This window comes from Nonomuraea sp. NPDC049421, from assembly GCF_040677005.1.
Lineage (GTDB): Bacteria > Actinomycetota > Actinomycetes > Streptosporangiales > Streptosporangiaceae > Nonomuraea > Nonomuraea salmonea.
Map to the genome: position 1 here is coordinate 758,510 of NZ_JBFAQA010000001.1, position 12,786 is coordinate 771,295.

Genomic DNA, 12,786 nt, shown 5'->3' on the forward strand with positions numbered 1-12,786 from the left:
GGAGAGGTCAGCCCATGTGCGGGTAACGGTGGTCGGTCGGTGGCACGAACGTCTCCTTGATCGCGCGGGCGCTCACCCACCGCGTCAGGTTGAAGATCGAGCCCGCCTTGTCGTTGGTGCCGGAGGCCCGCCCGCCGCCGAACGGCTGCTGGCCCACGACGGCGCCGGTCGGCTTGTCGTTGACGTAGAAGTTGCCGGCCGCGAAGCGCAGCCGCTCGGAGGCGGCGGCGATCGCGTAGCGGTCCTCGGCCACGATCGACCCGGTCAGCGCGTACGGGGCGATGCCCTCCATCTGGTCGAGCACCCTGTCGTAGTCGCCGTCGTCGTAGACGTGCACGCCGAGGATCGGCCCGAAGTACTCCTTGACGAAGATCTCGTCGGCCGGGTCGGCGCACTCCAGGATGGTCGGCTTGACGAAGTAGCCGGTGGAGTCGTCGTACGAGCCGGTGAGCACGTCGATGTTCGAGGCCGCCCGCGCCCGGTCGATGGCCTCCTTGTGCTTGGCGAAGGCCCGCGCGTCGATGACCGCGCCCATGAACGTCGACAGGTCGCCCGCCACGTCGCCCACGGTCAGCGACTCGGCGGTGGCGACGAAGTCGTCACGCATGCGGTTCCAGACCGAGCGCGGCACGTACGCCCGCGACGCCGCCGAGCACTTCTGCCCCTGGTACTCGAAGGCGCCCCTGATCAGCGCGGTCGAGAGCACGGCGGGGTCGGCGGAGGGGTGCGCGAGCACGAAGTCCTTGCCGCCGGTCTCGCCGACGAGGCGCGGGTAGCCGTGGTAGCCGGCGATGTTCTCGCCGACGGTGCGCCACAGGTGCTGGAACGTCGCGGTGGAGCCGGTGAAGTGGATGCCGGCCAGCGCGGGGTGGGTCAGCGCCACCTCGGAGACGGCCTGCCCGTTGCCGGTGATCAGGTTGATCACGCCGGGAGGCAGCCCGGCGGCCTCCAGCAGCCGCATGGTGAAGTGCGCGGCGAACTGCTGGGTGGGCGACGGCTTCCAGACGACGACATTGCCCATCAAAGCCGCAGAAGTCGGCAGGTTTCCGGCGATGGCGGTGAAGTTGAACGGCGTGATCGCCAGCACGAACCCCTCGAGGGGCCGGTACTCCATCCTGTTCCACACGTCGGGCGACGAGATCGGCTGGTCGGCGTAGATCTGCCGCGCGAACGAGACGTTGAACCGCAGGAAGTCGATCAGCTCGCAGGCCGCGTCGATCTCCGCCTGCTGCACCGACTTCGACTGCCCGAGCACGGTCGCCGCGTTCAGCGTCGCCCGCCACGGCCCGGACAGCAGGTCGGCCGCCCGCAGGAAGATCGCCGCCCGCTCGTCGAACGACAGCGCCCGCCACGACGGCGCCGCCGCCAGCGCGGCGTCGATGGCGTCCTTCACGTCCTGGGCCGTAGCGTCGTTGGTACGGCCCAGGACGGAGCCATGGTTGTGCGGCTGCACCACGTCGATGGGCGCGCCGCCGCCGAGGCGCTGCTCGCCGCCGATGGTCATGGTCAGGTCGGCCTGCGAACCGGCCAGCTCCTTGATGCGGTCCTCCAGCGCGGCCCGCTCGGCGCTGCCGGGCGCGTAGCCGTAGACGCGCTCGTTCGCGGGCACGGGGACGTTGCTGATGGCATCCATTTACTTACCCCCAAGGGCACGAAGGAAGAAGGCGACGTTGGCGGGGCGCTCGGCCAGGCGGCGCATGAAGTAGCCGTACCAGTCGTCGCCGTAGGGGACGTAGACGCGGACCGTGTGACCCGCTCCCGCCAGGGACTCCTGCAGGTCGGTCCTGATTCCGTAGAGCATCTGGAACTCGTGGTCGCCGATCGTCCGCCCGAACCGGTCGGCGAGCAGCTCCGTGATCGCGATCATGCGATCGTCGTGCGTCGCCACCATGGGGTAACCCTTCCCCGCCATGAGGATCCGCAGGCATCGCACGTACGCCTTGTCCACGGCGGACCTGCCCTGGTGGGCGACGGACGCGGGCTCGCGGTAGGCGCCCTTGACCAGCCGTACGCGGGAGCCCTCCGAGGCCAGGTCCCTGCAGTCCTGCTCACTCCTGAACAGGTACGCCTGGATCGCCACCCCGGTGCCCGGATAGTCCTCACGCAGCTTGCGCAGGATCGTCAGCGTGGAGTCGACCGTGGTGTGGTCCTCCATGTCGAGCGTCACGGTCGAGTCGTTGGCCGCGGCGGCGGCGCAGATCTCGCGGGCGTGCTCCAGCGCCATCGACTCGTCGAGCCGCTGCCCGACCGCCGACAGCTTGACCGACACCTCACCCCGCGAGCCGAGCCCGAGCGGCCTGACGGCCTGCAGCAGCGTGATGTACGCGTCGGCGACCGCCTCGGCGGCCCGCGCGTCCAGCGTCTCCTCGCCCAGGTGGTCGACCGTCACGGCGAGCTTGGCGTCGCGCAGCCGTTTGATGGCGTCACGGGCCTGCTCAACGCTCTCGCCCGCGACGAACCGCTCCACGACCCTCTTGGTGAGCGGGAAGCCTGACACGGAACGGCGGACGAGCCCGCTCCGCGAAGCGGCGAGCAGCAGTTGACCCAGCATGCTTCGAGTGTAAAAAGCCAGCTCAGAGGGGGCCATCGACGCGCGTAACGCCCGGTGTGGGAGGCTGTCATACAAATGCACAACTCGGCTGACCTGCAAGAGATCGTCGACGAGATCGCCGCCCGGCTGGGCGCGTCCGCGACGCTGGAGGACCGCTCGTTCCGGCTGCTCGCCTACGGCGCCCAGCACGGCGACATCGACACGGTCCGCCAGGAGTCGATCCTGCGCAGGCGCGCCACGGGAGAGGTGCGCGACTACTTCGAGCGCTACGGCATCGCCCGCGCGAGCGGCCCGGTCAGGATCCCGGCGGACGCCGAGCTGAAGGTCCTGGCCCGGGTGTGCTGGCCGCTGCGGCACGCCGACGTCACCTACGGCTACCTGTGGCTGCTCGACTCGGGCGAGCTGACCGACGAGCGGCTGAGCTCGGCCGCGCCGCTGGTCGCGCGGGCCGCCGCCGCGCTCGCCCAGGAGGCGCGCAGCAGGCAGGACCTCGGGCACGGGCTGCGCGCTCTGCTCTCCGCCGATCCCGAGGAACGCGCGGCCGTCTCGCTGGAGGTGAGCGGGCCGGTGGCGGCCATCGCCGTACGCGAGTCGCAGGAGCGCGTGGCGGCACTGTGGACGCTGCCGCGCGGCGTGCTGGCGCGTACCGGCTCGCCGGTCGCCCTGCTCGCCCCCGCGCACCTGGCGGGGGAGGTGGCGCGGACGGTGCAGAGCGCGTACGGCACCGCGGCCGGCGTCGGCGCGCCCCGCGACGACCCGGGGGAGGCGTGGCTGAGCTGGCGCGAGGCCCGCCAGGCGCTGCGCATCGCCGAGCACTTCCCCCGCCACGCCCCGATCGCCCGCTGGGAGGACCTCGGCGTGCACCGCCTGCTGGCCAGGCTCAGCCAGGCCGACCTGCGCGAGCTGGCGGCGGAGACGGCGGCGCTGGACGCGGAGCTGGCCCAGACGGTGGAGGTCTATCTCGACCGGGGCGGCCACGTCCAGAAGACCGCCGCCGAGCTGGGCGTGCACCGCCAGACCCTCTACTACCGGCTGGCCAAGGCCGAGCGGCTCACCCACCGCGACCTGTCGGACGGCGACGACCGGCTGGCGGTGCACCTGGCGCTCAAGGCCGCCCACCTCATCGGGAGCTGACCCCCGGACAGGGAGACGGCAGGTGGCCGAGGCCACCTGCCGGGGTCGCGTGACAAAGGATCAGGCGCAGGACTCGTAGACGCGGACGAGCTCCTGGCTCACCCGCTCCCAGGAGTAGCGCGAGCGGGCCCGGTCGGCGCCCGCGTAGCCGAGCGCGGTGCGCAGGGTGGGGTCGTACAGCAGCTCGCGGGCCAGCCGCGCGGTACGGGCGGGACGGTCCGGCGGCACCAGGAGCCCGGTGACGCCGTCCACGATGGAGTCGAGGTGCGCGCCGACGGCCGAGGCGATCACCGGCACGCCGCAGGCCATGGCCTCCAGCGCGACGATCCCGGTCACGGCCTCGCGCGGCACCGACACGACGGCGTCCGCGCTGCGCATCAGCTTCGGTACGGCGGTCCGCTTCACCTGGCCGAGCAGCGTCACCCGGTCGGCCACGCCGAGCTGCTCCGCCAGGGCGCGCAGGCGGCGCGCGTCGCGGTCCTGGTCGAGCTCCTCGGGCTCGGGGCCGCCGGCGATGACGAGCTCCACGTCGCCGAGGCCGGGCAGCGCCCTGACGATGGTGTGGGCGCCGCGGTCGATCGACAGCGGGCCGACGTGCAGCAGGCGCTTGCGGGTGCCGCGCGTGGCGACCGCGCCCCGGCGCTGGAAGCGCTCGGTGTCGACGCCGTACGGCACCACCGCGATGTTCCCGCGCGGCACGCCCAGCCTGATGAGGGCGGACTCCTCGTCGCCCGAGCCCGCGATGACCGCGTTGGCCCGGCGCCCGAGCGCCCGCTCCAGGTCCTTGTGGCCGGCGTCCACCCGGTGGAACGTCTGCGTGACCGGCACTCCGAGACCCTCGGCGCCGGCGACGGCGACCAGCCCGCCGGTCCACGAGTAGGCGTGGATCACGTCGGGGCGATCCTGCGTCCATCGCTTGCCGAGGTGGGCGCCCACCTCACTGAGATAAGGGGACACCTCGTCGGCGGCCAGCTCCTTGGCGGGCCCCACGTCGATGTGCTCCAGAGTGACACCCGGGGCCACCCGCGTCTTGGGCTTGCCTTCGGCGTTGTCACGTCGGGAGTAGATGGTGACGTGGTGCTCGCGCCCCAGCTCTCGTGCGACGGAGAGAATGCGGTGGCGCTGGTTACCGTTGGAAGAAGCGACGATAGCGATATTCATGGCACACCTCAGCGTGGAAAAAGCAGCCTCAAAGGTGTGCCTGCGTCTTAGGCACGTCGTTCTACTTCTCAGACGATACCCAGTTTCCCGCCGATCGCAAACCCCCGCAGATCAGACACCCCGCAGGGCGAAAACCACGATCTCATCCCAGACCTGGCCGCCCGAGAACGCGTGCCGGTCGGCCTCCACCGCCTTGACCACGGTCGAGGGCGCCTGCCCCGCGCACCGGCCCAGCACGTCGGCCAGCCGCTCCTCGCCGTACGGCTCGCCGCGCTCGTTCCGCGAGGAGACCAGCCCCTCCGAATAGAGCACCAGCGTCTCGCCGACGGCCACGGTCAGCGTCTGGACCTCGGTCTCCGCCTCGGCGGCGATGCCCAGCGGCACGCCACCGCCCGCCGCGAACCGCACCGCCCCGTCGGGCTGCAACAGAGCGGCGGGATGGTGGCCCGCCGACGACAGCCGGATCTCGCGGCCCTTGGCGAAGCCCGCCACCGCCATCACGAACATGCCGGTGCCCTGCGCGACCAGCGCCTCGTTCACCTTGCGCATCACCAGGTCGGGGTCGGGCTCCCAGGCGCTGAGCACCCGCAGGCCGCCGCGCACCATGGCGCTGACCGAGGCCGCCTCCTCGCCCTTGCCGGCCGCGCCGCCCAGCGCGAACCCCCAGCCGCCCGACACCGGGAACACGTCGTAGAACTCGGCGCCCACCGACGAGCCGGGGTGGTAGACGGCCGCCGCCTCGTAGCCGGGCACGTCGGGCAGGTTGCGCGGGGCCACGCTGGCCGACAGCGCGTCGGCGGCCCGCGACCGGCTCTGGAAGCTCACCTGGGCGCGCAGGGCCAGGCCGAGCTGCAGCCCCACCTCCTGCATGACGGCCAGGTCGGCCAGGCCGAACGGCGGCCGGTCGTGCGCGCGTACGAGCGTCAGCACGCCGTCGCCGTGCCCGATCGGCACCGACAGCAGCGAGCCCGCGCCCATCACGGTCAGCAGCGGCCCCTCCGCGCAGAACCCGAGCACGCTCTCGTCGTCCACCATCTCCTGCACCACGCCGGAGCGGCGGTCGAGCACCTGCATCACGACCATGCCGCCCGCCGGGTCGGCCGACTCCACCTGCCTGACCAGGTCGCCCAGCGGATGGTTCTTCGGCGCGATGACGGCCGCGCGGTGCGGCAGGCCGTCGCGCATCAGGTCGGCGATCACCCAGTCGGCCCACTCGGCCGCCAGCAGCCGCGTGGCCCGCTGCAGCGCGCCTGGACGCATCAGCGCGTCCTCTTCGAGCAGCAGCCTGGCCATCCTGGCCAGCAGGTCCTGGCGCCGCGCCGCGGCCAGCAGCAGCGCGCCGTCGGCCTCTTCCGGCCGCCGCGCGCCCGGCTCGGGCAGCTGCACCTCCGTCGGCAGCGCCACCGCCGCGACCATCTGCTGCGGCTCGCCCGGCATCGTCAGCCTGGTCAGCGCGAGCTGCACGGTGTGGGTGCGGCCCTGGTGCGCGAGGCGCGTCTCGAACGCCGACGGCTGGCCCGTCTGCAGCACCGCCGTCAGATGCGAGCGGAACGCCGCCCGCCGCGACACGTCCACCAGCAGCGGGAACGAGCGGCCCACGAGATAGCCGTCGGGGCTGCCCAGCATGCGGGAGGTCTCGGGGTTGATCCGCCTGACCACGCCGCCGCCGTCGAGCACGATGACGGGCACGGGGAAGGCCCTGAACACCTGGCGCAGCAGCTTCAGCTCCCGCTGCCCGCCGTCCTTCTTGCCGCCAGGACGCCTGGGGGCCTTGCGCAGCTCCTCACGGGCCTCTGCCAGGAGTTCCGCGGCCGTGTCGAGCTCGGCCAGCGCCGCGTCGAGTGTGGGCGCGAGGTCCTTGGGGTAGGCGGCCCTCGCTTCGCGCAGCGAGGAGACGCGCCCGGCCAGCGCGTCTAGCGCGTGTTCGAGGTCCGGCATGGTCATGGTCTGAACGCTACGCCACCCGGGATAATGCTAGCCATAAGGGGTAGATGCTTGTTGCTATGGAATCGACCGCGATGATCACCCCCGGACTCGCGCGCGACCTCGCCGCACTGGGCCGCCTGGGCGAGGACACCTCGACGGAGAGCGTGCTCAGAGGACTGACGGCGGCGCTGGCGGCAGGAGTGCCCGGCTGCTCGGGAGCCTCCGCCGAGCACTGGCGCGACCACCGGGTGCTGGTCTCCGGCTCCCACAGCGAGCTGATCCTGCTCGTCGAGGGCGAACGCGAGCTGGGCGAGGGCCCGTCCATCGAGGCCAGGCAGAGCGGCGGCCGCGCCACCGTGGCCGACGTGCTCAAGGAGACCCGCTGGCCGCGCTACGACGCGCTGGCCACCCGCTCCGGCGTGCGCTCCGTGCTCACGGTGCCCATCGAGGTGCCGCCCGCGCTGCTGGTCGTCGGCCTCTACTCGGTACGCCCCGGCGCGTTCTCGCCCCAGGGCGCGGTGTCGCTCGCCGACATGCTGACCGAGCAGGTCGGCGTGGCGATGGCCAACATGTGGGAGTTCGAGGAGGTGCGCACCGACGCCGCCCAGCTGCAGGAGGCCCTGGCAGGACGCTCGCTGATCGACCAGGCCAAGGGCATCATCATGCAGACCAGCGGGTGCAGCGCGGAGGCCGCGTTCGAGGAGCTGCGCCGCATCTCCCAGCACCACCAGGTGAAGGTGGCCGACCTGGCCAGGCTCCTGGTCGAGGAGCACCAGCGCAAGTCGTCGAAACGCGGCTGACCCTCACTGGACGCCGCTCATTGGACGCCGCTCATTGAATGCCGCTCACCGGACACGGCTCACTTGATCGCGGCGAGCGCGTCCGCGAGCGTGTCGTAGATGGGCAGCCGCTGCGCCAGACCTGTGATCCACATCACCTTCGACTTGGTGTACTCCACCCCGATGAGCGCGAACTTGGTGCCCGCCGTGAGGCTGGTCTGCCAGTGATGCACGATCAGCCCGAGCGCGCGCGAGTCCATGAACGTCACCCCGGCGAGGTCGAGGATCAGGTCGTCGCCCGCCATGGCTAGATAGTCGGCGAACTGGGCGCGTGTCGTGGCGTCGAGCACCCCGTCGACCCGCACCACGGTGATCCCGTCCACGGTCGACGACGTCAGGCTGAGGGCCGCCACGGGCTCCCCGCCGTTCTCCGGCATTGTCACGAAGCAACCCTACTGTCACCACGCGATCGAGGAATACTTCCGGCTCGATGGGGGACACTGGATCCGAGGTCCAGCAGAGGGCTTCTGTCTCGAGAACAGACGAGGCGTGCCTCTGCATGGGCTTTTTTCCTTGCGAGGCCGCCTGCGATCCATATGAGGAGCAGCGATGGCTGTGCAGGAATACGTCCTCGAGGAGATGACCGCGGAAGAACTCCTGGCCGAAATGGTCAGGGAAGAGACGCCCGACAGCCACAGGGAACGCCTGCGCGAGCGCATCGTCGAGATGCACAGGCCGCTCGCCATGGAGATCGCGCGCCGCTACCGCTACCGCGGCGAGCCTTTGGAGGATCTCCTCCAGGCCGCGTATGTTGGCCTGATGAAAGCCGTCAACGGCTTCGACCCGACCCTCGGACACGCGTTCAGGGGCTACGCGGTCGTCACGATGACCGGCGAGGTCAAGCGGCACTTCCGCGACCGCACCTGGGCGATCCGGGTGCCCCGCCTCTACCAGGAGCGCCGCTCGGAGCTCAACCGGCTCGTGGCCGACCTGAGCCAGGACCTCGGCAGGTCCCCGACCGTTGCGGAGCTCGCCGCCAAGATGAACATCACGGAGGAGGACGTCCTGCTGACGCTCGACGCCTCGGCCGCGTACAGCACGCTCTCGCTCGACGCGCCGCTCGGCACGGACGACGACGCCGCCTCGCTCGGCGACGTCATCCCCGAGGACGACGACACGCTGAGCACCATGGTCGACAGGGAGGCCGTCAAGCCGCTCATCGACGCCCTGCCCTCCCGCGAGAAGCACATCCTGCTGCTGCGCTTCTTCGGCAACATGACACAGGCCGAGATCGCGGCCGAGTTCGGCATCTCGCAGATGCACGTCTCACGCATCCTGCGCAAGGTTCTCGACCAGCTGCGTGCCGAGCTGGTCTCCTGACGAGGGCGGTCACCGGGTGAACGAGGACGTGGAGCCTCAGTCGGGCCACAAGGGCCCGCCACCCGGCGCGCCCGTGAGAGGCCTGCGGTTCCGCCTGCCGGACCTGCCGCGCGTGCGGCAGTACGCCGAGGAGGAGGCGCGGGCCGTCGGCATGCCGGAGGAGGCCATCGGCGACTTCGTCATCGCCGTCAACGAGGTCGCCACCAACGCCGTCACCCACGGGCACGACCACGCGTTCCTGCGGACGTGGACGTCGAACGGCGACCTCGTCGTCGAGGTGCACGACAACGGCTCGTGGAAACCGGGGCCGATGCCCGGCTCCGTCGGCGGCATGGGGCTGTGGGTGGCCCGGCTGCTCTCCTCCGACCTGACGTTGCGGGTCGGCGGCGAGGGCAGCACGGTCATCATGCGCTTTCCCGGCAAAAGCTGACATCACGCTCATCGTGTACGGCGAAGGGGCCCGGATCTCACGGGCCCCTTCGCTTCGTCCTAGCGGCGGGCCCTGGTGCGCCAGCCGCCGTTGCCCGTACGGATGCCGGCCGTGCCGACGCCCGCCTGGTGCAGCGCCAGCAGCGTCAGCCCCAGCAGGACGAACGTCATCCCGGAGAAACCACCGGGGATCGACGCGCCCACCAGGTCGAGCAGGAACCCTAGGCCGAAGATGATCGCTGCGATGATCGCGAGCATGCCACGTCACCTCATTCCCTGAGCGTGCTGGACGCCGTGGTCCTGTGAGATCCCCTGGGCGTGCTGGACGCCGTGGTCCTGCGAGATCCCCTGGGCGTGCGGCGCGCCGTGGTCCTGCGAGCCGCTGAGCGCCAGCAGGCGCTCCAGGACGTTGCGGTAGTCGCGCAGCGCCAGCCGAAGCTGCTCGGTCTCCGCCTCGCCGGCGTCCTTCCAGCGGCCGCGCAGCGCCTCCGTACGGCTCGTCAGGCTGCTGGTGAGCGACTCCACCACCTCGCCGACCAGCCCGTCCGCGCGCCGCACCGCCTCGCCCGGGTCGTCCACGAACGACGCCTGCAGGTCGCGCCAGCGGGCCTGCACCTGGGTGGGGTCCTGGTCGAACAGGACGATGTCGTCGGGGGCCGCGTGCGCCGGCGCCTGGTCCGCGTAGGGGTCACGGCCGGTCGCCGCGGGGGTCACGGGGGTCGCCGCGACGCCGGTGCCGGGGATGGCCGTGCCGTCGTGGGAGTCGTCGTCGTACGGAGGGAGGCGGTCGGTCCCGGCCTCGGACGCGGCCAGCTCGTCGCCGTCGCGGGCGTACTCGCCGTCGCGGACGGGCTCGTCGCTGACGATCACGTCCTCGACGGGCTCCCGGTGCGCGACGTCGTCCTTGGGATCGTCACGCAGATCGTCCGCGAGGCCGTCCCGCTCGCCGTCCCTGTAGTCGTGCTCACGGTCGTTCTGGGTGTCATGCGGGGTGTCGTTTCCGGCGTGGTCGTACGTCCTGCCGGGCTGCGACGGCACCTTGAGCTCGTCGCTGCTGCTCATATCGTGCTCACCGTCCTCGGGTGGTCTCGTGGAGGAGCTCCTCGAACAGCGCGCGGTAGTGGACCATGGCCTGCCGGAGGTCCTCGGTGGAGGCCTCCTTCCTGGCCGCGCGCCCGCTGATCTCGTGAGCCGTCCTGTAGTGGTCGAGCGTCGTCGCGTGCCCGACCGACAGGTCGGACAGGCGCTGCTCGAAGTCCTCGGTGGGGTAGCCCCGCTCGGCCATGACGGCCGTCACGAGCTGGTCCGCCTCCGTCACCGCGAAGCCGGGCGCGTCCACGAAGCGCTCCTGGACCTCGATCCAGCGGCTCGCGTACGCGTCGCGGGACTCGTCCGACAGGGGCCTGATGTCCAGCTCGGCGTGGCGCTGCTCACGGTCGAGCAGCTCCTGCTCCGCCTCCCGGCGGTTGTCGTGCTCGGAGACTATGCGTTCGTACTCCGGGCCGAAGCGTTCGCGGAGGTGGGAGCGGCGCTTCTGCTGCTGCAGCATGAACCAGCCCACTGCGGCGAGCGCCACCACCACGACCACGACGACGGCCACCCATACAGCGGTGGTCATGTTCTCGCCTCCGGTCTCTTCGATGAGACCAGCGACTGCCCTCGAACAGGTATGTCGAAACGCGAGCGTCAGTGAGCGTCGAGTGCTTTCCTCGCCGCCTCCAGCACGGCCGCGACATGTGAGCCCCCTGGGGAGGCCGGCACCTCGCTGAACCCTTCCGCGGGGTCGTAGCGCACGTCCAGGCCCGCGTCCACGAGCCGCTGAGCCCACCGCAGCGCCGTGTTCAGCCGCTCTGCCGCCGGCGGCTTGCCCTGCGCCGCGGCGGACAGGTTGCGCAGGTTCGTGGCGGGCCCCGACTGGGAGTGCGTCCTGGCGAGCTTCCACGGCAGGGCGGCACTGTGGTCGAGCATCGGCTTGGCCAGCCCCGCGGCCCGCTTGGCCTGCAACACCCCCGATTCGCTCACCCCGAAGTGCGCCGCCAGCTCCTGCACGCTCCGCCCTTGAGCGACGAGCCTGGCCAGCTCATCCCGATCGATGCTCGGCCTCCGCCCCACTGGCCGCCTCCGCTCCCGCTTTTCCGTGTACGCGTGCACCTCTGATGTGCGCTAAGGTTATGACGTCCCGCCCCGCAGGGGGCGGCCGACACAACCGGGACGTAGCGCAGCTTGGTAGCGCACTTGACTGGGGGTCAAGGGGTCGCAGGTTCAAATCCTGTCGTCCCGACCAGATCTTCGCTGGTCGATGAGGGTGTCACTCAACAGGGTGGCACCCTTTCGCATTGGTGAGTGACTAACTGAGTGACTACCGGGCGAAGAGAGCGTCCATCGCCGCAGCTCCTTGCAGGAGTACGGGGCGGATCTGCTTGCGGTAGACGGCTTCGGTGACCGCCGTCCCGCTGTGGCCGACCAGGCGGGCGATGTCCTCCAGGGGGACGCCGGAGTCGGAGAGCAACGAGACGAAGCTGTGCCGCATCTCCCGGGGCGTCCAGTAGTAGGCGGGCATCCCGGCATCTGCGACGATCCTCCGGAACGCGCGCCGGACGTTGTGGGCGTCGAGTGGTGTGCCGACGAGGGAAGCGAAGACGAGCCCGTGATCCTGCCACTTCTCGCCCGCCGCCCTCCTGTCGCTCCGCTGTTGCTCGCGGTGTGCCTTGAGCGCTTCCACGCAGCGCTTGGGTAGGGCCAGGGAACGCCGTGAGCGCTTGGTCTTGGTATCGCTTCCCTCGCGTACGGAGCGCCACACGCCGATCCATGGCGGGATGTCCTTGTCCGGGTCGCCGACGAGATCGACCTCCTTCCAGGTGAGCGCCCGCAGCTCCTCCGTGCGGGCACCGATCAGCAGCGAGAGGACGACGTAGGCGTACAGGCGCGTCCCCTCGGCCGCGTCGAGGAGCGCTGTCGCCTGGTCAAGTGTGAGGGACTTGGACGGACGGCCTTCCTTGCCCTCCGGGATCTCGCACAGGCCGACGACGTTGCGCTTCACCTTGTCGCGGGCCTGGGCGAACTTCACCGCACGATTCAGGCACGAGTGGAGCAGCCGCACAGTGCGGGCGCTGAGCACCTGGGCCTTGCCGACGAGCCATCGGTCCACGTCCTCCGCGCTCAGCTCGCGCAGCTTACGCGCGCCCAGGTCGGGGATGATGTGTTTGTCACACAGGGTCCGGTAGTTGGTGACCGTGTTCTGGTCGCGACCGTGCAGGCCGTAGGCGAGCCAGCTCGTCACGGCGTCCGCCACGGTGTAGTTCGCCGGGCCGCTGGCAAGCCCGTCCTCATGGTCGCGGATGATCTCTTTGAGTTTGGCCTTGGCTTCGGTCTTGGTCTTGCCGCTGGCCTTCTTGACGATGCGTTTGCCGGCCGGGGTGTAGCCGA

At 70.9% G+C, this 12,786-nt stretch carries 14 protein-coding genes and 1 tRNA gene; 5 read left to right on the forward strand and 10 right to left on the reverse strand.

The window, feature by feature from the left end; translation table 11 throughout:
* Window positions 1-7: 7 nt before the first annotated feature.
* Window positions 8-1,633, reverse strand: a complete 1,626-nt coding sequence (gene pruA / locus AB0K18_RS03470) for an L-glutamate gamma-semialdehyde dehydrogenase (RefSeq protein WP_364909121.1) — start codon at window positions 1,631-1,633, stop codon at window positions 8-10.
* Complete coding sequence (locus AB0K18_RS03475; protein WP_364909124.1) at window positions 1,634-2,551, reverse strand: proline dehydrogenase family protein; 918 nt, start codon at window positions 2,549-2,551, stop codon at window positions 1,634-1,636.
* 75 nt (window positions 2,552-2,626) lie between these two features.
* On the opposite strand from AB0K18_RS03475, the gene AB0K18_RS03480 reads away from it, so the two are divergent.
* Entirely contained in the window at window positions 2,627-3,685 is a 1,059-nt protein-coding gene (locus AB0K18_RS03480) for a helix-turn-helix domain-containing protein (protein WP_364909127.1), read from the forward strand.
* Between the two features lie 60 nt (window positions 3,686-3,745).
* On the opposite strand, the gene AB0K18_RS03485 is transcribed toward AB0K18_RS03480, so the two are convergent.
* Window positions 3,746-4,846, reverse strand: coding sequence for a glycosyltransferase (locus AB0K18_RS03485; protein ID WP_345401739.1), 1,101 nt, complete (start codon window positions 4,844-4,846; stop codon window positions 3,746-3,748).
* A gap of 111 nt (window positions 4,847-4,957) precedes the next feature.
* The gene (locus AB0K18_RS03490) at window positions 4,958-6,790 is read right to left on the reverse strand and encodes a SpoIIE family protein phosphatase (RefSeq protein WP_364909130.1); all 1,833 of its coding nucleotides are present in this window, start codon (window positions 6,788-6,790) and stop codon (window positions 4,958-4,960) included.
* A gap of 59 nt (window positions 6,791-6,849) precedes the next feature.
* Here AB0K18_RS03490 and AB0K18_RS03495 point away from each other — a divergent pair, with 59 nt between their 5' ends.
* Window positions 6,850-7,572, forward strand: coding sequence for a GAF and ANTAR domain-containing protein (locus tag AB0K18_RS03495; protein ID WP_364564648.1), 723 nt, complete (start codon window positions 6,850-6,852; stop codon window positions 7,570-7,572).
* A gap of 59 nt (window positions 7,573-7,631) precedes the next feature.
* Here AB0K18_RS03495 and AB0K18_RS03500 read toward each other — a convergent pair whose 3' ends face one another.
* A complete protein-coding gene (locus AB0K18_RS03500) occupies window positions 7,632-7,988 on the reverse strand; it encodes an STAS domain-containing protein (protein WP_364909195.1) in 357 nt (118 codons plus the stop codon).
* Between the two features lie 172 nt (window positions 7,989-8,160).
* Between AB0K18_RS03500 and AB0K18_RS03505 the strand changes: the two genes are divergently transcribed.
* The gene (locus AB0K18_RS03505) at window positions 8,161-8,931 is read left to right on the forward strand and encodes a SigB/SigF/SigG family RNA polymerase sigma factor (RefSeq protein ID WP_345401745.1); all 771 of its coding nucleotides are present in this window, start codon (window positions 8,161-8,163) and stop codon (window positions 8,929-8,931) included.
* A gap of 73 nt (window positions 8,932-9,004) precedes the next feature.
* Window positions 9,005-9,361, forward strand: coding sequence for an ATP-binding protein (locus AB0K18_RS03510; RefSeq protein WP_364909133.1), 357 nt, complete (start codon window positions 9,005-9,007; stop codon window positions 9,359-9,361).
* 59 nt (window positions 9,362-9,420) lie between these two features.
* On the opposite strand, the gene AB0K18_RS03515 is transcribed toward AB0K18_RS03510, so the two are convergent.
* From AB0K18_RS03515 to AB0K18_RS03530, 4 genes are all read right to left on the reverse strand, one after another.
* The gene (locus AB0K18_RS03515; RefSeq protein WP_364909135.1) at window positions 9,421-9,618 is read right to left on the reverse strand and encodes a hypothetical protein; all 198 of its coding nucleotides are present in this window, start codon (window positions 9,616-9,618) and stop codon (window positions 9,421-9,423) included.
* Between the two features lie 6 nt (window positions 9,619-9,624).
* Entirely contained in the window at window positions 9,625-10,422 is a 798-nt protein-coding gene (locus AB0K18_RS03520; protein WP_364909137.1) for a hypothetical protein, read from the reverse strand.
* 7 nt (window positions 10,423-10,429) lie between these two features.
* The gene (locus AB0K18_RS03525) at window positions 10,430-10,978 is read right to left on the reverse strand and encodes a hypothetical protein (protein ID WP_364909140.1); all 549 of its coding nucleotides are present in this window, start codon (window positions 10,976-10,978) and stop codon (window positions 10,430-10,432) included.
* A gap of 68 nt (window positions 10,979-11,046) precedes the next feature.
* Window positions 11,047-11,472 (reverse strand): hypothetical protein, encoded by a 426-nt coding sequence (locus tag AB0K18_RS03530; protein ID WP_364366378.1) that lies wholly within the window; start codon window positions 11,470-11,472, stop codon window positions 11,047-11,049.
* A 95-nt stretch (window positions 11,473-11,567) separates the two neighbouring features.
* Between AB0K18_RS03530 and AB0K18_RS03535 the strand changes: the two genes are divergently transcribed.
* Window positions 11,568-11,644: transfer RNA gene (locus AB0K18_RS03535), tRNA-Pro, on the forward strand.
* A 75-nt stretch (window positions 11,645-11,719) separates the two neighbouring features.
* On the opposite strand, the gene AB0K18_RS03540 is transcribed toward AB0K18_RS03535, so the two are convergent.
* Window positions 11,720-12,786, reverse strand: a 1,067-nt coding sequence (locus tag AB0K18_RS03540) for a tyrosine-type recombinase/integrase (RefSeq protein ID WP_364909143.1), incomplete at its 5' end; no start/stop codon positions are given.

Bases quoted from the DNA above. Each gene is read 5' to 3' on its own strand.
- pruA (WP_364909121.1), bottom strand. From the start codon at position 1,633: ATGGATGCCATCAGCAACGTCCCCGTGCCCGCGAACGAGCGCGTCTAC.
- AB0K18_RS03505 (WP_345401745.1), top strand. From the start codon at position 8,161: ATGGCTGTGCAGGAATACGTCCTCGAGGAGATGACCGCGGAAGAACTC.
- AB0K18_RS03475 (WP_364909124.1), bottom strand. From the start codon at position 2,551: ATGCTGGGTCAACTGCTGCTCGCCGCTTCGCGGAGCGGGCTCGTCCGC.
- AB0K18_RS03515 (WP_364909135.1), bottom strand. From the start codon at position 9,618: ATGCTCGCGATCATCGCAGCGATCATCTTCGGCCTAGGGTTCCTGCTC.
- AB0K18_RS03485 (WP_345401739.1), bottom strand. From the start codon at position 4,846: ATGAATATCGCTATCGTCGCTTCTTCCAACGGTAACCAGCGCCACCGC.
- AB0K18_RS03520 (WP_364909137.1), bottom strand. From the start codon at position 10,422: ATGAGCAGCAGCGACGAGCTCAAGGTGCCGTCGCAGCCCGGCAGGACG.
- AB0K18_RS03500 (WP_364909195.1), bottom strand. From the start codon at position 7,988: ATGCCGGAGAACGGCGGGGAGCCCGTGGCGGCCCTCAGCCTGACGTCG.
- AB0K18_RS03525 (WP_364909140.1), bottom strand. From the start codon at position 10,978: ATGACCACCGCTGTATGGGTGGCCGTCGTCGTGGTCGTGGTGGTGGCG.
- AB0K18_RS03495 (WP_364564648.1), top strand. From the start codon at position 6,850: ATGGAATCGACCGCGATGATCACCCCCGGACTCGCGCGCGACCTCGCC.
- AB0K18_RS03480 (WP_364909127.1), top strand. From the start codon at position 2,627: ATGCACAACTCGGCTGACCTGCAAGAGATCGTCGACGAGATCGCCGCC.
- AB0K18_RS03490 (WP_364909130.1), bottom strand. From the start codon at position 6,790: ATGACCATGCCGGACCTCGAACACGCGCTAGACGCGCTGGCCGGGCGC.